This is a genomic window from Mesorhizobium sp. CAU 1732 (genome assembly GCF_039888675.1).
GTDB lineage: Bacteria > Pseudomonadota > Alphaproteobacteria > Rhizobiales > Rhizobiaceae > Aerobium.
Genome location: NZ_JBDQQR010000005.1, coordinates 57,010 through 79,830, shown reverse-complemented (window position 1 = coordinate 79,830; position 22,821 = coordinate 57,010). Strand labels below are relative to the sequence as shown.

At 61.3% G+C, this 22,821-nt stretch carries 18 protein-coding genes; 4 read left to right on the top strand and 14 right to left on the bottom strand.

The window, feature by feature from the left end; translation table 11 throughout:
- Window positions 1–82: 82 nt before the first annotated feature.
- The 5 genes from AAFN55_RS26110 to AAFN55_RS26090 form a co-directional block, all read right to left on the bottom strand.
- Window positions 83–484, bottom strand: a complete 402-nt coding sequence (locus AAFN55_RS26110; protein ID WP_347801933.1) for a DUF3085 domain-containing protein — start codon at window positions 482–484, stop codon at window positions 83–85.
- Window positions 485–498: 14 nt separating this feature from the next.
- Complete coding sequence (locus AAFN55_RS26105; protein ID WP_347801932.1) at window positions 499–1,101, bottom strand: DUF1419 domain-containing protein; 603 nt, start codon at window positions 1,099–1,101, stop codon at window positions 499–501.
- Window positions 1,102–1,240: 139 nt separating this feature from the next.
- Window positions 1,241–2,206, bottom strand: a complete 966-nt coding sequence (locus tag AAFN55_RS26100) for a DUF3991 domain-containing protein (protein ID WP_347801931.1) — start codon at window positions 2,204–2,206, stop codon at window positions 1,241–1,243.
- Window positions 2,207–2,421: 215 nt separating this feature from the next.
- Window positions 2,422–2,607: a hypothetical protein gene (locus AAFN55_RS26095; RefSeq protein WP_347801930.1), complete on the bottom strand. Its 186-nt coding sequence runs from the start codon at window positions 2,605–2,607 to the stop codon at window positions 2,422–2,424.
- 292 nt (window positions 2,608–2,899) lie between these two features.
- On the bottom strand, window positions 2,900–3,178 hold the full coding sequence (locus AAFN55_RS26090; RefSeq protein WP_347801929.1) for a hypothetical protein: 279 nt from the start codon (window positions 3,176–3,178) through the stop codon (window positions 2,900–2,902).
- A 565-nt stretch (window positions 3,179–3,743) separates the two neighbouring features.
- Between AAFN55_RS26090 and AAFN55_RS26085 the strand changes: the two genes are divergently transcribed.
- Genes AAFN55_RS26085 through AAFN55_RS26075 form a run of 3 tightly spaced genes read left to right on the top strand, consistent with a single transcriptional unit; the run spans window position 3,744 to window position 6,232 of the window.
- Window positions 3,744–4,220 carry a TIR domain-containing protein gene (locus AAFN55_RS26085; RefSeq protein WP_347801928.1) on the top strand — a complete coding sequence of 159 codons (477 nt, stop codon included), beginning with the start codon at window positions 3,744–3,746 and terminating at the stop codon, window positions 4,218–4,220.
- Window positions 4,221–4,222: 2 nt separating this feature from the next.
- The gene (locus AAFN55_RS26080; protein ID WP_347801927.1) at window positions 4,223–5,671 is read left to right on the top strand and encodes an SIR2 family protein; all 1,449 of its coding nucleotides are present in this window, start codon (window positions 4,223–4,225) and stop codon (window positions 5,669–5,671) included.
- 9 nt (window positions 5,672–5,680) lie between these two features.
- Complete coding sequence (locus AAFN55_RS26075) at window positions 5,681–6,232, top strand: toll/interleukin-1 receptor domain-containing protein (protein WP_347801926.1); 552 nt, start codon at window positions 5,681–5,683, stop codon at window positions 6,230–6,232.
- Window positions 6,233–6,238: 6 nt separating this feature from the next.
- On the opposite strand, the gene AAFN55_RS26070 is transcribed toward AAFN55_RS26075, so the two are convergent.
- The 5 genes from AAFN55_RS26070 to AAFN55_RS26050 all read right to left on the bottom strand — a co-directional run bounded on the left by AAFN55_RS26070 (window position 6,239) and on the right by AAFN55_RS26050 (window position 15,690).
- A complete protein-coding gene (locus AAFN55_RS26070; RefSeq protein WP_347801925.1) occupies window positions 6,239–6,853 on the bottom strand; it encodes a hypothetical protein in 615 nt (204 codons plus the stop codon).
- Window positions 6,854–7,154: 301 nt separating this feature from the next.
- Window positions 7,155–8,558 carry a DEAD/DEAH box helicase gene (locus AAFN55_RS26065; RefSeq protein WP_347801924.1) on the bottom strand — a complete coding sequence of 468 codons (1,404 nt, stop codon included), beginning with the start codon at window positions 8,556–8,558 and terminating at the stop codon, window positions 7,155–7,157.
- An 18-nt stretch (window positions 8,559–8,576) separates the two neighbouring features.
- Window positions 8,577–10,781 carry a hypothetical protein gene (locus AAFN55_RS26060; RefSeq protein ID WP_347801923.1) on the bottom strand — a complete coding sequence of 735 codons (2,205 nt, stop codon included), beginning with the start codon at window positions 10,779–10,781 and terminating at the stop codon, window positions 8,577–8,579.
- A gap of 133 nt (window positions 10,782–10,914) precedes the next feature.
- Entirely contained in the window at window positions 10,915–14,418 is a 3,504-nt protein-coding gene (locus AAFN55_RS26055; protein ID WP_347801922.1) for an AAA family ATPase, read from the bottom strand.
- 3 nt (window positions 14,419–14,421) lie between these two features.
- The gene (locus AAFN55_RS26050; RefSeq protein ID WP_347801921.1) at window positions 14,422–15,690 is read right to left on the bottom strand and encodes a DNA repair exonuclease; all 1,269 of its coding nucleotides are present in this window, start codon (window positions 15,688–15,690) and stop codon (window positions 14,422–14,424) included.
- A gap of 144 nt (window positions 15,691–15,834) precedes the next feature.
- Here AAFN55_RS26050 and AAFN55_RS26045 point away from each other — a divergent pair, with 144 nt between their 5' ends.
- Window positions 15,835–18,477 carry an AAA family ATPase gene (locus tag AAFN55_RS26045; RefSeq protein WP_347801920.1) on the top strand — a complete coding sequence of 881 codons (2,643 nt, stop codon included), beginning with the start codon at window positions 15,835–15,837 and terminating at the stop codon, window positions 18,475–18,477.
- A 91-nt stretch (window positions 18,478–18,568) separates the two neighbouring features.
- On the opposite strand, the gene AAFN55_RS26040 is transcribed toward AAFN55_RS26045, so the two are convergent.
- The 4 genes from AAFN55_RS26040 to AAFN55_RS26025 form a co-directional block, all read right to left on the bottom strand.
- Window positions 18,569–19,195, bottom strand: coding sequence for a hypothetical protein (locus AAFN55_RS26040; RefSeq protein WP_347801919.1), 627 nt, complete (start codon window positions 19,193–19,195; stop codon window positions 18,569–18,571).
- Window positions 19,196–19,374: 179 nt separating this feature from the next.
- Window positions 19,375–20,244 carry a nucleotidyl transferase AbiEii/AbiGii toxin family protein gene (locus AAFN55_RS26035; protein WP_347801918.1) on the bottom strand — a complete coding sequence of 290 codons (870 nt, stop codon included), beginning with the start codon at window positions 20,242–20,244 and terminating at the stop codon, window positions 19,375–19,377.
- Entirely contained in the window at window positions 20,232–21,353 is a 1,122-nt protein-coding gene (locus AAFN55_RS26030) for a type IV toxin-antitoxin system AbiEi family antitoxin (RefSeq protein WP_347801917.1), read from the bottom strand. Before AAFN55_RS26030 ends, AAFN55_RS26035 begins: the two co-directional genes overlap by 13 nt.
- 76 nt (window positions 21,354–21,429) lie before the next feature.
- Window positions 21,430–22,551, bottom strand: coding sequence for an RHE_PE00001 family protein (locus tag AAFN55_RS26025; protein ID WP_347801916.1), 1,122 nt, complete (start codon window positions 22,549–22,551; stop codon window positions 21,430–21,432).
- Between the last annotated feature and the right edge of the window lie 270 nt (window positions 22,552–22,821).

Here is a 22,821-nt window from a genome sequence, read left to right as displayed (position 1 = left end):
CTCCCGCCGGAGCGCCGGCAAGCTGGTTGAACGCGATCAGTTGGAAAGGGTGGAATTGCGCTACGCCTTGCGGCGAAGCGGATCAGTCCTTGCGGACAATGAAGAGCTGCATCGACTCCGTCATGAAGGCTATGCGCAGATGCGTGCCGTCAGGCGTACCGGCAAACAGCGCCTCAAGAGAGGTCGCGCTGAGGAAGTCCACGCCGTCGTCACTGCCGAAGGTGGCGCGTTTGACGTCCCACCAGTCCTCGTTGACATCGGGATTGCACTCTTCGGCATAGGCGACCAAAGGCTTCTGCCCCTCGGCCAGTTTGCCGTTCGAGCACAGATAGACCCCATGATCGCCAACCAGCCAAAGGCCGGGTTTGCAATTGTCGTGTTCCGACAGGCCCAGATGCGGGTCGCTGAAGCCGCCATTGGCGAGAGCGTCGGCAATACCCTGCGCTATGACCTTGCGCACATCGCAGATCGGGAAAGTCAGCATGGTCCCGCCTCCGCTCAAGCCGCTATCTGTTCGGGAAGGTAGCGCAGATGCACCGGTAGCTTCGTCGACACCTCGGCATCGGTGAGCTGGTCGAGCAGCCTGAAGGTCCGCGCCTGCCGGGATGCACACATCATCACGACACGCTGGCCACGCTGCGTTACCGGGAAACGCTCATCGGCATAGCCGCGATAGCCGTCCTCGGTCGCGCTCCAGATATGCTCGAGCCGCTCGTCGCGCGTCATTGCCCGTACCGGCCGGGTTTCCCGCTCGATGATCGCGGCTTTCATGCGCTCGGGCGAGCCATTGTCGGCAAGATCGCAATAGCCGTGGAAATGACGAACGGCTCCGTCGATCGCGAGCGAGAAGAATACGCTGGTCACGCTGCCCGTCAGAAACTCGCGCATGGCGAACATATCATGCCGCATCCAGAGCGGCTGCAGGATGTTGAGCATGTAGTCGTGCTCGCTCTGGCGATGTTCGAACCACTCTCCGATGAAGAGTGCGCTGTCGTCATTCTGCCAGCGGTCAGGCCTCTGGGCATGGCGATCGAACATGCGGAACGTCTGCCGGCGATCGGCGACGCCCTGATAGACTTTGCGGATGGCGGTGAGGGTCATTGGCGGGCTCCTTCAGCCTCGTCAGGCCGGAGCGCGGTTCATCCCATGCGGATCACCATCCTCTTCGGCCTTCCTGACCCCTCCCCGCGGCCGCCTCTCCGTCCGGCCGGGTCAAGGGCCGGCGCAGCCGGGCGAAGCTTTACCCTTGAGGCGGACGGCGGGCATGCGGCAGCCGGGATTCCTCCTCCTCTTCCCTTCCCCCTTTTTCTCTTTTTACCTTTGCCTTCAGTTCTGCGTTCCAGTCGTCTTCGACCGGACGCAGGCGCGCGAATTTGCAACCGGATTCAGTCGCGACTGCCTCCAGCCTTTCCGCATATCGATCGCCCTGCTCATTATTGTCGGTGGCGGCGACAAGCTCTGCGCCATCCTGCATCGCAAGATGGCGGATCGCAGCCTCGGTCGACGGCGACCATCCCCCGCCCGTGCTGAGATAGAGGCTGCCGGGACGCGCCTCTTCCAGTGCGGCAAGGCTCATCGCGTCGATTGCGGCTTCGGTAACGCACAGACGCAAAGCGTTGGGTGGGCCAAGCCTGAGTAGCACTTTTGCGCCACCTGTTGAAAAACCTCGCCATTCAGGTCCGCGCTCCTCCCAGCCTGTGACAGTGCCATCATCGCTCTTGTGCGCCGCCCACATTGAGCTACGCGGCCCCTCGCGCAGAAGATCATGCTGGATGACGGAGCGGATGATGGATTCCGGCAGGCATCGCTCATCGCGAAGATAGCGCCAGGTGGCAGATCCCCGCCATGGCTTGCGGCGGTTTTGCCAGCGTTCGGGGATGGAATCTGCTGGCTGGCTCTCCCGCGCCTGCCGCATCCATACCGGCTCTGTCGGCACGAGCCCGATAAGTGATGCGACATGATCGAGGACCTCCACAAAGGTGAAGCCCTCCAGATGCTCGACTAGATTGAAAACGTCGCCCTTGGCGTCGCTCAGCGGATCAAACCATCCCTTGCCATCGTGGATGACTATGACGATTTCGCCCCCGCGCCGGTATTTGACCGCCTTGCGCGTGCTTTCCTTCAGATCGATCGCAAAGCCTGCATGTTCCAGTACGGCGGCGCAACTCACACGGTCCCGCAGTTCTTCCAGTTCCTTCTTTTCCATTTTTTGCCCGGCCTTCTTTGCGGCCGCCTTTCCTGTTCTGCCTTGCCCCAGTCTTTGGGGGCCGCTTCCGGAGGCCGCGAAGAGCAAAGGGGGCAAGGGCGCGGCTGGCAAGATGAGAACTTGCAACTTGCGCCGCCCATTCCGTGCCAGCCGCGGCGAAGCTTCCCTTGCCGCATGCCGCTCGCAAGCGGCAGCCCGAAAAGCAAAAGGCCGGCTCAATGAGCCGGCCGTGCGCCCGAGAAGGGATCGTATTCGAAAAGCACTGTGACATCGGCGCCGTCGAGCTCGTCGGCCGGCAGGACACCGTAGGAGCCGTCGACCTCGAACAGGGAGACCGGGACCATCAGGGTGCGGGCGAGCTGGAAGGCGGCGTTCTGGGCGAGATCAAGGTCGTTCGACATGGGTGAGGCTCCATCGGGAGCGGGCCAATCCCGCTCGATGGCTCCTCGGAAGGGCCTGTCCCGGTCGCGATCACCCTGAAGTCGAAGACGAAAGCGGCGGCACGCTCCGCGTAGCCGACCCCGCAGCGGGTTGATCGTGGAAGATCCGGGACCGGACCAAGAGACATCGCAGAAGAGCGGGATTGGCCCGCTCCCGTTGGTCCCCTGCCTCTCCCGAACGAACCATTCTCGCCGGGCGCTGCCGCGGCATCGCCGTTGATGATCCTTGTCGCGCCGCCCGGCGTGACACCGCTTAAGGCCTGCCCGCCCGCCGCAGCTCCGCGTCGACGATCGCATGTACGGTCGCGAGATCCATGTCCGCACGCGGCGAGATCCGCGCCACCTCCGCCGCGACCTTGGCCCAATGGGCGAACTCCGCACCGCTGCCCGCGGCCAGCGCCCGTGCCGCGAGGCGCTGCGCCTCGTAATAGGCGCCCCGCTCATCCTCTCGCACGAGGCGACGCGCGTCGGCCTGCCAACGCCAGCGAATGGCACGGCGGCGCTGCAGCCAGGAGTTCAGGATAGCGAACATCCTCCAGGTCTCCTCTCCGGCGGCAGCCGGCCTCGCGTCAGGGACCGAAGCCCGTATGGGCGAACACCGTCAGGCTTCGGCTTCGCCAAGAGCCCGGCCTAAAGGGCGACGCCTATCTTGAACTCACCAGCCTCGATCCCGCAATTTGCATTGATGTATAGACGAGACTTCCCAACGGGGTGAGAAACGGACTGACAGATTTCAAACGGCCCGCCGGAAAGACTGCCATTTACCTAGCCAATCAGTTTCGGCAGCAACGCGTCTCGGATCGGCTGTTGAGTGAAGCGTAGCCACCTCTTGGAAGTCGGGTGTCGGAGTGTCCGCACGGCACATGCGCGGTTGCGCCATAACGGACATTGATATCTGCTTGATTCGATGCGCTCGCCGCGTCGTGTTGCGCAGCACCGAGTACCGATTTCGTCGATTTCGGAGGAAAAATGTGTCCGACCGATCCACACGCGTAATAAGAGATGTATTCGCTATTATTCTAGGTCGATCTAGCGCTCAATGAGAACGAGCGATTTCTACTCGCAATTTCCATTGTTTTATGACTCAGGAGGATATGTTGACGCGAAAGGTATTCTTCAGCTTCCACTACGATCGCGATGTGCATCGCGTGATGCAGGTCCGTAACTCTTGGGTCGTCCGTCGAAATGGTGAGGCAACTCCGTTCTACGACAAGGCTGAATTCGAGGAAGTCAAGCGCCGCGCTGGCGGTATCGAAAAGTGGATCGAGCAGCAACTGGCGGGGACATCGGTTACTGTCGTCCTCTATGGCGCCGAGACCTATCATCGACCATGGGTCCAGCACGAAATCAAACGAAGCTTCGAGCTGGGCAAGGGGCTTCTGGCGATCGACATCCATAACATCAGGCATCCGCAGACCGGCGCTGACGTCCCAGGCACCAATCCACTGTCCTACTTTTCGGTTGGGGAGCGGAGGATGAATACGCTCTATGCAAACTACGACTGGGTCCTCAACGACGGATACAACAATATCGAGACTTGGATCGAGGCGGCAGCTAGAGCTGCCGGGAAATAACTATGGCGGGCGCAGGTCGGACTAAGTTCCTCAAAGAGTTCCCGTCCTCGCTGCACGATGGGGCCGGCGTGACGTTTGTGGGTGCGGGCGTCTCAATGGCTGCCGGCTATCCTTCATGGACGGAACTGCTGACTGAGATCGGTGAAGAGATCGGCGTCAATTCCAAGGACATCCACGATCTCGCCGCGCTCGCGCAGTGGCATATCCTCGAAACTGGCAACGCAACCGGCGTGCGCAATGTCATCAAAAGAGAGATTGGCCAGGAATTGGCCGTACCAGAGACCCTGCAGATTCTCGCGCGCCTTCCCGTTCGTCATATCTGGACGACCAACTACGACCGGCTCGTCGAGCGCGCCTTCGCAGGTATCAACCGGCCACTCGACGCAATCTCGGGAGCAAAGGATCTCGCGCTTAGGCCGACACCCGGAGCCACGCGCCTCTACAAGATGCACGGTTCGGTCGACAGGCTTGACGACCTGGTCATCTCTACCGACGACTACGAGCTCTATCGAACGCGACGTGGCGCGTTCCTACCGTTGTTGCAGGCGCATCTTAGTAGCATGTCCATGCTTTTCGTGGGCCTCAGCCTGACGGACCCGAATGTTCGGCATGTGCTTTCGCTAATCCGCGAGAGTTTCACGGAGTCGCCGCCCGAACACTTCGCAATCCTCCGCCCTCCAAAACGGACCCATTTCAAGACTGATGACGAGTTCAAGGCTCGACTGGCGCAGCATCAGCTCTGGGCCAAGGATCTGAGGCGCTACGGATTAGTCGCCGTCGAGATCGACGACTATGACGAGGTCCCACAGTTGCTTCATCAAGTCGAGAAGCGAGTGGCGGAAAAGCGGGTTTGGGTGAGTGGTAGCTGGCCACTGGATCGCTCCGATTCCCGGACACCGAGAATCTACGCGATTGCCGAGAAGCTCGGCCGTATGGTCGGCGACACCGGCAGAGATCTGGTCTCGGGCGCCGGACTTCTGGTGGGGCCGGCGACTGTAGCGGGGTTCATGGACGCATTGCGGACCGGCGGTGGCTGGGACATAGACCGCCGGTTGATTGTACGACCTTTCCCTCAACCTCTGCCTGGAAAAATGCCGGATCGTGATCAATGGCGCGCGCTTCGAGCCGAGCTGGCTCGCCATTCGGGTATCGTCACGTTCCTCGGCGGCATCAAGTCGGAAGCAGGCACCGAGGTCGTCGCCGGTGGCGTCATGGAGGAGTTTGCACTTGCACAGACCGCCGGGTCGTTCCTGCTCCCGATCGGTACGTTTGGCGGCGCCGCGGAGGCGATAAGCCGAGAACTGCTTGGTTCGGCGACACCCGCAACCGGACCCAAAGCACTACGGCCTACCGATGACGAGCTCCGGGTGCTTTCCGATGCCGGCGCGGCCGACGACAAAATCCTCTCCACCGTTCGAGCCATCTTCGATCGCCTGGCCAAGGTCGGATAGGTAGCGCGCGTGGCTCAGTTCGTCACATCGGCAGAACTGCGTGGCTTCGCGGACCAGAGGACTGCCTCGGAGCAGGCGACCATTCGGAAGAATGCAGCCTCCCGCTCCCCGGAAGGCGCAACCTTCCTTTCCCACTCAAGCAAGGACGGGGATCTGGTCGTCGGTGCCACGATAGTGCTCGAGAACCACGGCGCTCGTGTCTATGTCGACGAGGTCGATCCTGAGATGCCGCCGTATACAAGCGCGGAAACTGCTAAGATTCTGAAGAGGCGCATCTCGCAATCGAGGAAATTTGTCGTCCTCACCAGCAAGAACAGCAAGGACAGCCGTTGGGTCCCATGGGAACTCGGCATAGCGGATGGCTGCAAGACCTTGGCGAACATTGCACTGTTCCCGTCGTCCGAGACCGCCTACGACATGGCGTGGGCCGAATGGGAATATCTTGGACTTTACCACCGCATCGTCTGGGGCCGTTTGGAGGGCCATCGAAGCGAGGTATGGATGGTCCTGGACCACAAGAAGAATACAGCGACCGAGCTTGCCGCCTGGCTGCGGAATTAGGCCTGGCTACCCAAGGAAATAGCGTGGCAACGTTTCCAGCGAGTTCCAGATCCTCATAGGCAACGATGTGGCTAGACCGAGTGGCGTTCCAGGCGGGTAGCCGGCAGCGACCCTTGCAAGCGGCACGGACACCCGAAGGACGTGCTCCACGTCGTCCTCCGCCACCGGATAGAGCCCCAGATATTGCCGGCCACGATATTGCTCGGCCTCGTCCGTCACAACGGGCAGCACGCAGACGCGTCCCTTCGCGCCATGGAACCACCCGATTTCCCAGCTCATCCAGTTAGAGCCGACAGCATGCTCGGAATCGACGAACACAAGCCCGGTAGACGCGAGCATCTTGTCCCGGATGTAAGCCGCGTCCGACGGCGTCGTTCCCGCATGGTCGGAATGCCCGGCGTCGATCCAGTCGCAGAAGACGGTCAGCCTTAAATCCTCGGTGAGGATCGTGTAGATACCGAGCACGATCTCCTCATCCTTCAGCGCCTGCGAGAGAAATATGTCGTAACGTGGCTTCTCCAGCCGCGCACGTTGCGCCAGCACGTGATGCACAGAAAGCTTCGCGGCAGCAGCGGCCTGACGAGCACGTCCCCGGACACGATCTTCAATAAGCAGCCCCATGAGTCCTCCAGACGTATTCGTTCGTTGGGCGTGCTTCGCACCTTCGGCAGTCCGCGCGGATCGCCGAGATGGACGGCGTCTTGCGCAGCCTGCTCGATCCTCTCTTTCCGACAGGAAAGGGGATGGAGCTCGGCTGATTGGTGTTACTTTGTCGTCGTTCGAGGACGACAAGCAAGGTGGGACGCATCAGCTTAAGCTGATGGTTTGACGCGAACCAAACCGAGGACAGGAAACGGCCTCCAGCCACCGATCGAAGGCCGGTGCTATCCGAAGTTTGTATATGAATTTCGGACAGTGTTTCCTACGCGCCTGTCTGACCGATGCGCGCCCGCCGTAACGACGCAAGCTCCCTTGCATGGCCGACGCTTGACCAGGCAGCGTACGAGCCAACGACGTAAAAGTTCTGCTTTGCACGCGACACAGCAACGTTCAGGATGTTGGGCGTGCCGGCCGCCCAGTTCCTTGCGCCGTGCTGGGAGGCCGCCGGGGCGCCGAGGAGGAGAATGACCGACTCGGCTTCTCGGCCTTGCACGGTATGGATGGTGCCAACACGATCTTCGGTCCACTCCTCAATATCGATATTCAGGCGCTCAACCAGATCCTTCTCCTGCCGCAGCCGGCGGCGCATTTCTTGGGCGACGACGCGGAACGGCGTGATGATGAAGAGGTCAGGCTCCGTGACGCCAGCGCTGGTGAGTTTGCGAAGCATCGCGACAACGACATCGCCCTCGGCTGCGCACCATTTCGTATCCGCCTCGCCATCGATGTCGAGCCATTTGGTCGGCCCCAAGACAGAGCCTACCTCGCCAGCATCCCTCGGTGCGGGCGCGTGCACCATCTGCCCATCATACGCTATGCGATTGGAAATCCCGAACATCGGCTCTTGGCAACGCCGATGCACGAGGAGGGGCATGCCAACACGACGCGGCCCCTGATCGGACCGAAAACTCGCCTGATAGGAGGAGGCACGGTCGGCAAGTGTCTGGGTAGAGGCTTCTGGCGCCGACCAGAGGGCCATATCGATCCTGAAGAACCGGCAGATCTCGGCGTTGAGGCGCGCCGGCAGTGTCACGACCGGTGGGATCTGCAGCGGATCACCGACGATGATCGAACGGCGAGCGCGCATCACACCTCCGACGGCAGCCTGAGGGAGCGCCTGGCCGGCCTCGTCGACCAGCAACCAGCCAATGCTGCCAGGCGGCAACAGTCCGAGCATCCTGTCAACCGAGGCAAAGGTGGTGGAGACGAGAGGCACCACCATGAACAGGGTCGACCAGAGGTCGCCGAGCAGACTGCGGCGCGCTTCGTCGGGTGGCGGTCCCGCGCTGAAGACGTTCATCAGCGCGCCAACATTGTGCAGGATCTTTTGGGCCGACGCATCGATAAAGGCACGATGCACCTCCATCGCGGCAACGAATAGGTCTTCTCTTTTCCGGTGCAGCCGATCGGGAATCCAGGGAGCCTCAAGATTCGACGCCTCGTGACCGCGGGCGAAGAAGTCGGCATCAACGATGCGATCGCCGAGGACCGCGCGATGTGGCTCCAGCTCTTCCATCAGCGTCCGGACGGTCGCTGCAAGCGGCGCCAGACGAGCATCTGCTTTGGTGATCTCGGCGGAGATCCTGCCCAACGACGCGACGACATCGGAGAATGATCGCTCGGCTTCGCGCAACTTCTGCGCGGAAGCTCCGGCGGCGGCGAGCAACGGTTCGTTGGCTAGCTGTCAATCCCTCCACACCTGCATGCGGAAGAGGCGCGCGAAGAAAGCGGGGCGACGGCGACGGACGGCAGCAAGCGCGGCAGAGTCCGCTTCATGTGCGCGACGGCGATCCGCGACGGTCGCTTCGCTGGCGTCACGCTCCCGCTCAACTTCGAGACGTTGGCCGGCGAGGCGGGATTTGACCTTCTCTACCTCGGCTATTTCTGCCCTGGCCGGCGAGAGCTTCAAACACAGCGCACGCACGCCTTCGATCGCCGTGAGCTCGGTCTCGACCTCGCGCTTGAGTGCATTCAGCCGGGCCCGCGCCTTGCGCCAGTTCGCCTTCGCCTGCTGGGGCGACGGGGGGGCCTCCAACGACACGATGGCCGGAATACGACGCTCGACGATCCGGCCGGTCGCCTCGTCCTTGACCTCCTCGACAACGGAATCGCCCTTCGCCGCCTTCAGGTAGATCCGAAAGCCACGATCCTTGTGCCACCAGAACCGCTGGGTGAAGGTTGCCCTGTTTAGGGCGTTGCCCAGGACCGCTGCGATCATTCCCCAGGTTTCGATCGGCTCCTGGCGCGCCCGTTCGTCATCGTCCTCCGACTCGCGCGGGCCGTAAACCAGATCGCTCACGGTGCGGAAATAGCTGATCTCGTCCGCCCCTCGGCCGATAGCCTTGCGGGCGGGAAGCTCACGGCTGATGTTCTCGACAGCCTTGTTGTTGCTCGACGCGACAAGGACCTCATGGCCCCGGAGCCGGGGATCGAGTTTGTACAGATGCAGATAGCCGGCATCGCCGGTCTGGAGTTTCTGGCCGGACGGTGTGAATGCGGATTCCGGATCCTCGAAGGTCGCCATGGCGAGCGCCCGATCGAGCACGCTCGCGGCGACGATGTCGCGCAGCAACGTCGTCTTCCCGGTCCCGGGTGGTCCGTTGACGGCAATAATACGGTCCTTACCCAGCAACTCCTTCCGAGTCAGGTTCACGGCTGCTTGCTGCAGCAGAACAAGCGGATGGCCGCCGGGAGACGGCCATCGCGCCAGCGGCGTCAACCTAGGGGCGACCGCCTCTTCGACCGCCCCCGCAGAGGCGAAAAGGTCGACGGCGGTGGTGGGTCGTTCGAGACCAAGATAGCCCTTAAGACCAGCCGGCGCAGACGGGCCTGCGACGAGGGCTGCGGCCTTCGCGAGATCGTTCAGGAAGAAGGAATTGAGGAGAGCGACCTCGGGAGGATTCTTGGCTTTGTAGTAGTGGTACACCCGCAGGGCGAAAGAAGGTGGCTCCAACAGATCCGAGGCCAGGCCAAACTGGCGCACAAGCCAGCGATATGCCGTCTCGATCGTGGCAATATCCAATGCGAGGGGCTGACCGTCGTGACCGCGTCTGCGCAGGATTTCCTCGACCTTGGCTTTGATCTTCTCCTCGATCGTCGGCCAAGCGCCGAGCGCACCGAGTTCAAGCCGCAAGGCGAGAGGAAGGGCCCATGCGAAGCTCGATATGGCCACGGATTTATCTTCCAGCAGGAAGCCGTCCTTGTCGACGAGGATCGCGCCGATCGCGGCCTTTTCCCTGACCCGAGTCCCACGCTCCTCGTCCTGTCCGAAGGATTTGATCAGCGCCTCTGTCGCCTTGTCCATGGCGACCGATTCCAGAATGATCTGGTAGTAGAGCTGATACTTCGGCTTCGATCGCTCTCCCCTGCCCCAGGGAACGCCGCCTTTGGCAAAATCCGTGACACTGCGGCGATCGCCGGCGGCGAGATCCTCCGGCCGCCGAAATGTCTGGGGCGACAGTGACTCAAGCGCGCTCCATGCAGCCAGAATGGCGCGCGGCTCATTCTCCGTATGGGTTGCGGTGAAGATCGGAAGCGCGCCTAGGTCGAGGACAGGCGGAAGCTCAACTCTTCCCGACGGTTCAGCCGGCCGCGATGGCGATGGCTTGGGCGTCATCGGATCCGGCTTGGGGAATGCGATGACCTTCGCTCCGAGTGGAGGGGGACTCTCGACAAATTCGTCAGCCGCGTTGACGCGTCGCTGACGAGTAGCGGACAATGTGAGCTTCACCTTCTCGAGGAGCCGCGCGGCGCGGTCAGTACCTCGGTGATCGGCGAGCTCGCGTCCCAATGCCTTCAGGATAACCACATCCCCACCGGATCGCTCGAAGAGTTCTTCAAGCTGAACGATGGAATACTTGAAATACGGTCGATCCCCGCCGTCCGCCATTATCTGGTTTGCCTCTCCAATTCGCTAAGGTGCCAAGTATACGTCGCCTGACAATCCCTCTGTGTCCATCATCGCGTCACCTGATCGCTGATGTAATGCGCGGCTCAGCCGTCACAAATCGTAGCATACGACATCAAGCGACGTTCCTTGTCATCTCATCGCCGTCTAGTCGGTGCAGCCGCGCCGCCGGGCAAACGCGCTGAACAATGTCACACAGATGCTGGTGATGTGTCAGGTAGATCACCTGGCCGGCCTGAGCCATTTCCGCGAAGAGGCGAAACGCCTCCTCGGCGCGGAAATCATCAAACGTCTCCATGATGTCGTCTGCGACGAAGGGCACGGAACTGCGGGAGCGGACGAACTCGTGGTATCCTGCGACGCGCAAGGCAAGATAGAGCTGAAAGCGCGTGCCCTTGGAGAGTTTGTCGGCGGCTTTCGAGCCGCCCTCGGCCGAAAGCGCTATCAGCGTGTCGCCGTCCTTGCCAGGCTGCGCGACGAGCCCGGTATAGGCGTCCCGACTGATGGTTCGAAACGCTTCGGAAGCTCGCGCCATCATCGAGCTGCGATGGCGTTCTCGATAAGCAGCAAGCGCCTGCTGTGTAGCCGCGATGCCGGCGCGGAGCTGAAGGTAACGCACGGCGCCGTCCTCGATCTCGAGAAGCGTTGTACGTCGGCGCTCCTCTATGAGAGCCACCTTTGCGTCTCCACCAATCCCTTCGACCCGGTCCTGAGCGGCGGATTTTGCCGCGAACAGCTCATGACACCGCTTGTCGTGTTCGTCCGCTTGTGCGGTCAACTCGGCTAACTCCGAATCGAGAGCAGGTCTGTCCGACAGATCGAGGGCTACCTCGGCAGCCGCAACATCGGACGCTCGCAATGCCTCGACAATGTCCTGCTCCGCATCCCGCGCCTGAGCCATAAGTTCGGCTCGTCGCTCGATGGCTGACAGCTTCTGGCCCACCTCTTCAAGAGAGACGACTCCGAAAAACGCCGTCATTCGTCGCTTGTGCTCGTTGTGAACGGCTTCGGCTTCAGCGAGCTCGCTCTGCCGTTCCTTTGCCGTTTCGACCCTATTCGTTAAGCTGGATCGGCGATCTCGGTCGACGGCTGCGTTGCGAACCTGTTCTCCGATACGCTGCGCCAACGCGAGCACGGTTTCGGACCCGACTTCGATTTCCAGAAGTCGTGTGAGTGCAACGACCTCCTCATTGAATGCAAGTTGGTCCCTTTCCATCTTCTCGATACGATCCAGCAGTGTAGCGCGCTTCTCGATGGTGGGCGAAAGCTCGGAGACCGCAGCGAGCGCCTCGCGTACGGCGCCCACGCCGGGCAGCTCAAGCGCCTCGCCTAGCCAGCACCCGCGGCACGTCTTTGCCCACGCCTCTGCCCAGGCCCGATCATCCGATCCTGCCTGTTCCACAGTGCGTTCTCGCAGGACGACATCGTGGCCGCGGTCATCCAGCTCGTCACGGAGACGGCGGAGCTCAGCTTCGCGATCGAGCGACGTCTGAGCCTTGGCGAGTATAACATCGAAGCTCGCGTCAGAGCCCGGCGAAAGGCCAGCGGCCGTCATCGCGGCTATAAGCCGTTCGACAGCGACGGCCGCATCTTTCTCAGCAGAACGGATGTCCCGCGAGGCGATTTGAACCGCTTGGCGGGCCTCGAGCGCCTTGTCACGACGAGCGAGCCAAGACTCAAGCTGCGTGAGCGACGGTGTCCCAGGGAAGCAGGAGGCTATCGTACCGGTTCCGGTCGCGATCTCCGCATCGATTGCCGCCAACATTGCATCGGCCCCGCGGCCAAGCTCGACGGCGCGTGTCAGATCCGCCTTGGCGACGGCGAGCGCTTGCCCATTCTGATGCAGCCTCGCAAGATCGCCCATGTGAGAAAAGCGCCCGGCGCTTACGATATCATCGTGCCGCAAGGCGGCCTCGAAATTATCAGCGGACGCCGCGTCAAGCGTCCGACGATGCACCGCCCAAGCTTGCTCACGCTGAGTTCGGATTTCTGCAGCTTCGTGGTCGGAGACGACACCTGTCGTCGATGCGAAGCTGGCCTGCTCGGCTTCGCAATGCCTAAGGATGGTCGTCAGCCGTTCAATCTCTGCCGCGCGCTGGGACCCTGTCGACTCGGCCTCGCCACGGCGCATCTTCCAATTCTGAAGCGCTTCTGAACTTGGGCAGTCCATGGCGACGAGCTCATTCTCGGTACCCTGCCACGGGCGCAATTCAGCGAGTCGATCGTTCAGCACCTCAACGGCGGCAGCGCGAGCGCGCTCGGCGTGCCGACGCCGAACATCATGGTCGGCGGAACGAAGCGCCTCGACCACGACGGCCAGTTCCGCGAAAGCGCGCTCACGTTCGCCGCGCGCTTGAGAATCCGAATCGCTCACTGGCAGCTTCGCGGAAGTTTCATCGAGCCGGCGCCGCGCCTCTTCAAGCTCTCCGGCAGCAGTGCGGATCGCGGCGTCGATGCCAGATCGCGACTCGATCAGATCGCGCAGACGACCGATGGTAGCTGCGCCCAGTACAAGCCGCTTGGGCTCAGCTTCCTCGGGCCGCTCAATGCGGTGAAGAATTCCGGAAATCGCGAGGTCGAGCTCGCGCAACTGCACACGCCGCTCGGGAAGGTCCTTTTCAGCCGTGACGTAACGCGCGCGCAGCTCGGCCAACCGCTCCACTCGCTCGGCAATCCGTAATGCGGGCTCGTTGACGACGATCTCCTTCATCTGGTGTGAAAGCTGGCTGATCTCGTCCGCGACCGTCCTGGTTTTGACGCCGAGCTCGATTTCGTTTCGCTGGAGGTCGGGTACCTCGGACGCCCACCCTCGCGGAGCTTCGGGAATATCGGCCAAGGGCGCGAGTCGCGCACGGATGCCGCGCAAAGCGAAAAGGCGAGGCAATGCGGTGAGATAACGCTGGATCTCGTCCATGCGGCGGTGGATGTCTCCACGTTCCTTGATCGCTTCATTATACTGGGTAGCTGCCCGGTCCCGGCCGTCTACAAGCCTGGCATGTTCCGTCGCGAGCGTATCGAACTGCTCACGCTCCGCCTTGAGTTGGGCCAGACGTGCTTTCAGGTCAGCCAGCGCGCCAGAGCGCGCGCGATACTTGTAAAAGCTTTCTGCATCCGCTGTCAGAGCACCGAGTCTGTCGCTGAGATGCGAGAGACCCGCGCTGGCCGAGAACAGCAATTGGCCGAGATCGCCTTTGCTGGACAAGATGCTTTCGCCGCCCTTTTCCAGCGTTTCATCGTCAAGCGAGAACATCGTGCGATAGGCATCGCGATCAATGCCGCCGAGTTCGCCGCGGATAGCGACTTCAGGAATGCTGCGGTCTTCACCATCGATGAGACTGTTCTGCGGGCGCTTGAGGCGCGCGAAGCGCCTAGTTTCGCCGCCGCTATCCAGCAAGGCACCGATCCGCATGGTCGCATATGGGTGGAGGAAGTTGTACGGGCTCTGTGGGCCGATCCCGAACAAGAGATCGAGAAAGGCGGAAAATACCGTCGATTTCCCGGCTTCATTCGGACCATAGATAACATGCAGGTCTGGCTCGCCTGCTGTTGGCTCGCCGAAGTCAATGCTGCGGTCGGTAAATTTGCCGTAGCGGGTGAGGTCAAGACGACGGAGGCGCATGGCTCAACTCTCCCCGCCGGCAGCCTCGAGGCGCGCCACGACGCCCTCGGCGCCCTCTTGTGCCAGACGAGCGACGACATCTTGGAAGGCGGCTTCATCCTTGCCAAAAATGTCCCGACATTCTTGCGGCAACTGAGCCCGTATCTCTTCGGCGATGCTGGTGAGTTCGCTTCGCAATGCCGCCGACGTGAGGACATCGTCTTCGATCAGGCGATGAAGCTCCCTGATTGGGTCGCCGGAGGCCTCGCCTCGCTCTTCTACGGGACGGCTAGCGATTTCGAGCTGCTCGATCCAGCTGCGACCGATCACGGAGGCTCTGTCGTCGGCTTCGGCTTTCAGCAAGTCGCTGTCACGCCGCATGCGCCAAGCCAACGGTGTCGCGCCCGTTATGCGCACGCGCGCAACAAGATGTTCGGCGCGGACCTCATCGCGCACGTTCTCGAGCGCGCGTGTCAGGGCCGACACCAAATCGCGCCAATCGTCCAAACCGGTGGCGTCGATGGAAATCCGCTCGAATTGAGCGACGCTGGTGAAATGCTCTTCCAAGCGAATCGAACGATCGTCGGAGATGGTCACGAGCGTGACCGATTTAGGTCCCGCTTCGTTGATATCGCGACCCTGCGGCATGCCCGGCATCACAATCGCGCACGCTCCCTCGGCGGTGGAGCGCTTGTGCACGTGGCCAAGCGCCCAATAGTGAAATCCCGTCGCCTGGAGATCGAAAAGGCTGCACGGAGCATAGAGGTCGTGATCGCGGGAGCCGCCTAGGCTCGTATGCAGAATGCCAATATTGATCGCCCCATCCACCACAGGTCGAAACCGCCCCAGGAGGTTCTCCGGCGCATGGGGCTGAGCAAAGCTCAGGCCATGGATGACGACGGGGACGCGTCCGGGAGCCCGATCGATAGCGATCGCTTCCGCTCGTCCGCCGAAAACTTTCACGGAATCGGGGAGCACCAATTCCTTGGTGATCCTCGACAGCGCGTCATGATTGCCGCGGATGATGAAGACGCGGATGCCCGCCTGGTCGAGGCGCCGCAGTTGCTCGGCCAGAAAGCGGGCCGTCTTCATCGAGGTTTGATCCCCGTCGTAGAGGTCGCCAGCGATCACGAGAGCATCGACCTGTTCGTCGAGGCAAAGGTCGATAGTACGCACGAAGGCTTGCCGAGTGGCGTTGCCGATCAGCTCGGCGAGATCGGTATGGCGTAGCGCGAGCGAACGTAGCGGCGAGTCGAGATGGATATCCGCAGCGTGAACAAAGCGATACGTCAATTCCTGCCCCTTTTTGTTTGCCGTCTGCTCGTAGGGGTTGGACCTTACGCGTTGGGCAACCGCCGTGGTATTGAATTAGCTGATCGGGCGGGCATTACCCGCAGAAAATCGTATAAAAGCATATCATCATTCGGGGGGACAATAATGACTAGAGAGCCGATAGACGATGTCTTGGATTGGTCGAATAAATTGTCGTCCTGGAAGCAGGATGCCCTGCGCAGACTCGCGATCAGCAATGACCTTACGGACGGCGACCTCGGCGAGCTGCTGGGCATGGTCAAAAAAGCTGCCGGATTCACCCTTGCCAGCGCTCCGCCGGCGGCCGTTCCTTTCGTCAAAAGCCATTTCGGGGGCGGAAAACACCAGCCCATCGTGCTGAAGGGTATCGCCAATGCCGAGAACATTAACCGGCTCGTACCAAAGGCAGGCCTCACCTTTTGTCCGAAAGCTCTGACGATCGTTTATGGCCGCAATGGCAGCGGCAAGAGCGGCTTCGTGCGGATTTTGAGAACTGCCTGCCGCACGCGCGTCGAGAATCCGGCCAAACTCAAGGTTCTCGCCGACGTTTATGGAGTATCGACAGGACCGCAAACCGCAGAGATCATCATCGACGCAGGTGCTGGAGATATTCCCATTGCATGGTCTCCGGGAAATACGGCTTCCCCTGAACTCATGCAGGTGGCGGTCTTCGATTCTGCCTCCGCGCAGATCTACGTCGATGGCGGCAATCAGATCCGCTTTCTTCCCTTCGGACTGGCCCTGCCTCATCGACTGAACGGCGTCTGCCTCGGCCTGAAGGACACGCTCGAGGCGGAGCGCGCGACCGAGGTTGGAAACAAGGTCAGCCTTACAGCAATATCGTTCGCCCCGGCGCGGGACACCGCAGCCCAGCGGTTCGACAAGGCGCTCAACAAACTCACGACGGACGCCCAGATCGACACGGCGACCGCATTTTGCGAGACAGACCAAAAGCGCCTGGTAGAAATCACCGTGGCGCTGTCGGCTGGTGCTGCTGCCGCCGCCGACGTCACGGCTTTCGCCAAATGGGCAGAGACGCTTGCTACCGAAAGCGCCGCTGTTGGAGCGACGTTGACTGACGAACCCCTTGAGAAGCTTACCGCTCTGCGCGATATGGCAACCACGGCAAGGAACGCCGCCACGGTCGCCGCCGGCGCTCTCTTTACAGACGAGCCTCTCCCGGGAGTGGGCAGCGACACGTGGCGGGCGCTCTGGGCAGCCGCCCGCGACTACTCGGTTAAGGAAGCCTATGTCGGCAAAACCTTCCCGGTGGTGTCCGTGGACGACGCGCCCTCTGCCTGCGTGCTGTGTCAGCAGCCTCTGCTGCCCGAAGGGGCGAGCCGGATGCAGCGCTTCCAAAAGTACATGGACGATACGTTGGACCGAGCGGCGACAGCGGCGGAGAAGGCGGTCGCTGATGCGGTTGCAACACTGCACGAACTAGCCTGCCTTCGGGCGGTGGATTTCGCGGACCGGCTCGAGCAAATTCGAAAGCGCGATACGGGGTTAGCTGATCTTCTCGTGAGCTTCCAGGCAGCGGCGGTGAAACGCCGCGACCAAGCGATTGCGCGCCTTCACGGTGATGCATACGAGACGGCGCCCCCGATGGTGGTGCCGCTCCTTGAGGTGCAAGCGTTTGCACTCAAGCTGAAAGCCGAGAAGGACGGCCTTGCGCAAGCCGGGAATGCAGAGGAGCGAACCAAACTCACGGCTGAGAAAGCCGAGCTTGAGGATCGCAAGACCCTCTCGGCGAACAAGTCGAAGCTTGTCGCGCGACGCGATCTGTTGGTCGTCGACGACGCATATTTGAAGGCTCTCGCAGATGTCCAGACTAAAGGAATTACACAACGGGCGAACGATTTACTGGATACTCACCTGACGAAGGCCGTGGTCACGCGCTTTGATGCGGAGCGCACCGGGTTCGACATCATGCACCTGAATGTCGGACTCGCACGCAAGAGCGACAAGACAAAGGCGGAATTCGAGGTCAATCCACAAACAAAGCTGACGAAGGTGACATCTGAAATTCTCAGCGAAGGCGAGCAGCGCGCTTTGGCCCTCGCCGGTTTCCTGACGGAAGTCGCCCTCACCGACGGATCAGGTGCGATCGTGATCGATGATCCCGTCTCCTCGCTCGACCGTGATCGGAGCGTCAAGGTGGCGGAGCGCATCAGTGAGGAGGCGCTAAGAAGGCAGGTGATCGTGTTCACGCACGACATCGTCTTCTTCAATGAGCTCTGCCGAACAGCCGACGCGCAGGGGATCGAACCCGTCACGGTCGCGCTGTTCAGCGACAAGAGCGCTGCGGGCAAGATCGATGCGGCCGGAATGCCTTGGAAGGGCATGAACGTCGCCAAGCGCATCGGCCGAATAAAGAATGATTCAGCGCAGCTGTCGAAACTCCATACAACGAGTCCTGCCGACTACGAAGTCGCTGTGAAGAACCTGTATGGGCGGCTTCGCGACACCTATGAACGTGTCGTGGAGGAGATCATTTTCAAGGATATCGTGCGCCGCGGCACCGATGTGATTCAGACTCAGCTGTTGCGATATGTCTGCCTCTCGGATGCGCTCGCCGTTCGTTTCCATGAGGGCATGACCCGAGCCAATACGCACAGCCACGATAATCCCGCAGCCGATACAGTGCCGGTCCCCTCGCCGGCTGAGTTCGCTACTGACGTCGCCGAGCTTGAGGCCCTCATCTCTAACCTAAAGGCCGATAGCGATGCTGCGGAAGCAGCCCGACCACAGATGAAGCCGAAGAAATGAGAAGTCGGAAAACGCGCGGCGGTAATGCATGAGCGGTTCCGGAGCGCGTTGAGCTGAGCCGCACGGAGCTGGGAAGCCTCCGTGGGTCTTCTCAGGCGAGAAGACCCTGGCACATAACGGTCAGCGGGACAACGGCGCGCGGGCGGCATTTGAAATCTGACTTTGAGCTCGCGAGATCCTTGTTCAAGCGTTCGGCCTCCCGCGTGTTGCGCACGAAGACGGCTTGAACGCTTGAAGGGAGCACGAAGTTGCCCTTGCAGCGCCATTCCCGTTCATGCAGCCAGCTGATCCACCCCTTCTTGCTCACCTCAAAACGCACGACGCGCCAGAGCTCATTGCGAGGAATCTGCAACTCCGTGGTCTCAGCGTCCGAGAGATAGAGCACTGGCCGGCAGCCTTTGCCATAGGCGTAGCGCTTCGTAACTGCGATCCCGTAGGGCTCGTAGCGTGGCGCCTGCGGATCGGAGTTCTCCGGAGTAAGCACATATTTGAGCGAGGCGAACGGGACGTCCATAAAACAAGCGGCCTTATTAGGCCCCTTGATGAATCCCCTCTTCGAACTGCTGCCCCAAATCTCACCCGTTCTCAAAATGCTTACTAGATTGTCATAGCCAGAGAATTTGTCTTCAGAATCTGTGTTCTTGGTCAGATGAAGAAGATAGGGCGTCAGGTCAGGGCGAGCGTTGAACGGTAGCTCATCGAAAGCCGGAAGCGGCATGGCAGTATCTCCATTTCAGCTTGAAACCATGAGGAACACCGCATGATCTAATGCGGCGTCCTGTGAGCCCGACGCCGGCGGTTTCGATGTCCGTCTTCTCTTCGCAGCAATGACGCCCCGCGCCTGAGGACCCTGTCTTTCCGCTCATCAGTCATTCCGGCGATGTAGTATCGATCTCGCTACCGACGTACTCCGAGCGCCCGCAGCCAAGCATCAACCTGGCCGAAGGCGTCCTGTTGCCACTGCTCGGGTGTGCGACCGTCGAGTATCGCCGTTTCGTCGACGAATTTTCGCACGCTAGTCGGACCATAGCCTTCCGGAACATCGAACTTCTCTGAGATGAACTTGTAGCCTTGGGCTCCGCTCTTGTGTTCGAGCAAGGGCTTGCAGACCTCAGCCAAAGCATCGGTCCCGTCCGGATAATTGCGGATGCAATAGTAGATGTCGTAGGCGTCCTTCTGCTTATGCCGGCCGTTCAGGGCATGGCCCTTCATCGCCAACAAAGCAGGAATCGAACATACTGCGACTTCAACGCGGTTCGTGCCGCCTTCGGGCATGTCGCCCGAGATGGCGACGAGCTGATAGAAGCGAAGGGCGAGATCGGCTCCATCGGCCCTCTGGACAGCAAAATCGCTCAGGATCGGCGGATTGTTCTTCACGATTTCCGCATGCCGCGGCATGAGGAAATCGACGACGATGTCGATGGGCGCGCCTCCGTCATCGACAGGGACTTCCCGCACGAGCTGGAAGCGGCGAAGCTCCTCCCGCTGTTTATAGCCCTGCCCCATCAGAGCCTCGACGAGGGTGACATACTCGCCATCCCCGAGAGCCTCTGCATCGAGACCAAGGTCGACGTCGAGTGTGCCGACATGCGGCATGTCCTCATTGTCGAGAAGCAGCCAGGGGACCGCGCCGCCGATCACGGCGAACTTGCCCTTGAAGCTGCCGAGGATCTGGCCGATCTCGATCAGGACGCCTTTCACGGCCCTTGTGGTACGGTCCTCATAGTCCGAGGCGGATTGAGGGTCGGGTGGCACTATTTTCGCCATGCGAGAAGCTCCTGTCGCAGGTGGTCGGCAGCCTCGGCGCCGCGTTCGCCGGCAAAGGCAAGGTCGAGATAAGTCTGGACCGGGCTCGTACAGAAGACGCCGGGCGCAGGTTCCACTGCATCCAGGAAGACGCCGTGATCCTTTAGGACTGTCACGACTACATTGGCTCCCGACCGGGCAGGTGCCATCTTCAGGGCGGAGCGCAGAGCGACAAGCCCGCCCGCATCCGCGTAGCAATACTGAGTTGGTACTCGCCCGTAGGGCGAGAGCCAATGTGCCGCCGAGAATGATGCCAAGACGGCGTGGGATCCACTGTCCTCCATGTGCAAAACACTGCGCAGGGCATGGTCGAGAGGTTGCCCATGGAGCGTGGTGTAGAACTCCACGCGCTCGCCAAGGGGCGGCTCGTAAGCCTCGCGCCAAGCGTCGAGGAGACGGTCCGGATGCGACAGCCGAAGGCCGTCATCGGCAACCTCGGCCAATTCGCGATCGACCAGTTCACCGCGAACATTGCTGACATGGCCAAGGCTCACGCCGGATGCTTCCGCCAGATCCGCGACTCGCCATGCCCGCGCAGGTTCGCGAAGAAGGACGCGCAACACCTGCGCGGATTTCGGCTTGAAGATGGATTTCAGGCTGCGTTGGACAGCGGGCGGCTTGGCATCTACCTGCCGCTCGATGAACACGCTGTCGAACGTGACCCTTGCGTTGCCTACGAGATCGACGAAACCCACGTCGAACTCGCGGCAGAGGGCTTGCGCGTCCGTGGACAGATAAGGAGCGATGAAGATCGGCGTCGCCGGAGGGTCAAAGCTGCTCGCCACCTTCTGCAGCTGAAGGAGAGCCGCCCGCACGTGCCGGGGTTGTCCGATCGACTTGACTTCGCAAACCAGCAGCCGCTCGTGCCCGTCGAGATTCAGTCTGACAACAAGATCGACGTAGGAACCAGGTGGTGCAGACTCGACCGCAAACGTGCGGATAACCGGCACATCCCGCAGCAGGGCTTGGACAGCATCCGCCGCCTGACCTTCGAGCTGCTTCACATTTTCGGTCGCTTTCAGCATTTGCTGAAAGTGGTTCCTTTGGTGAAATATGTCAATCCCTTTCATCACAACGCGCCTTTTCAGCACCGGCTGAAAAGGGGAGCTGCGGTGAACGCGCAGTAGAGATACTTCTGCACGGGCGTTAAATGACTCCCCAGGCTCGATATCGCCCCCTCCCGGTCGCCTCGCGAATGCCGAGGTCGGCGATCAGGTTGAGCGCCCCGCGCGGGGTCACGCCAGCCGCCTTAGCCACGGTCGCCGCCGAGACGATTGGGCGCGACAGGATCAGCTCGATCGCCGCGGGCAAGCTGCTCGAAGAGCGCCGCCCCCTCGCCTTCCGCTCCATCTGCTCGCGCGCGTGACTGAGCCGAGCGATTTCCTTGAAGCCTGCTTCGGCCGCAGCCGACATCGCATCGAGGAACGCTTGGAGTCGCGCCGTCCTTCCGTGCGCGCGCCTGCGTTCACGCGGTACGGCTTTCAGCCCGACATGAAAGGTCGGCAGGTGCGACATGACCTTGCCCCGCGCGCGTAGATGAGCAGCGACGAGCTGGCCGCCCAACCCATGTTGTCGTTGCAGCGGTTCGAGGGTTTCCCAGGCATCGAACAGAAGCGCCGCCGACAGGACCGGGGGGAATTCCTCTGTGGCTTTCAAGACGTTGCGCCACTCCGCCATGCGCTCGCGCTCATCCCAGTCCGGATCGCGGATTACGAGATCGCCAACGGCCAGCAGCGACCGTTCGGGGGGCTTCGGAATGACGCCTTCGGCTAGGTGCTCCAATACGCGCTGCGAGCGAGTGATGACGGCATCGATATGAGCGAACTCCCTGGCGAGGGGGTCGTCATCCCGCTCGTCCGCGGAATCAAGATCGACCTGCCCTACCGGGTCAGGCGATGCAAAATCGCGGTCCGGCTCTATGGCAGCGGATCCAGCGAGCGCGGCGAGGCCGGCTTCGCTGAACGCCCAACTCGGCTCGACGCCGGCGATCCGACGTCGCGATCGAAGGATGGCGTGCGCGATCGTCAGCTCGTGCGTCGGCGCCCGGACGTCCATCCGGGCATCGTGCAGAACGAGATCCTCGATATGGACGAGTTCCCCGGCGACCCACATGCTGGCAGCCGCGTCGAAGAAATGTCCGCGCTCGACAAAGCCCTCGCCCGCCGGACTGCGTCGCACGATCTCGTCCAAACGGGCGAGTTGATCTTCCGCCCGCGCCATGGCCGGCAGAAGGCTCTCCAGAAGCAATTTGCCGATTTCATAAGTCATTGGAAATGAACGTCCCAAAGCATGATACGGAAGCTATCACGCCATTGTCTTCCGTCATATAGGTAAAGTTCTCTCGCGCGGGTACGATCTAGCGCGCTGTGGCCATCGGGATTGAACAGACGCCCGCCAATCACGCTTCAGATCACCGAGAATGACCGTTTTCTCGGTGTTTTCGCGGTGTGGCGACGTCTTCAATATCGTCAAAAGACGTTTACAACCGATCGGTTAGGCGTATCTTCTGCATTTGGAAAACTGCCCTCCCCTACTCTC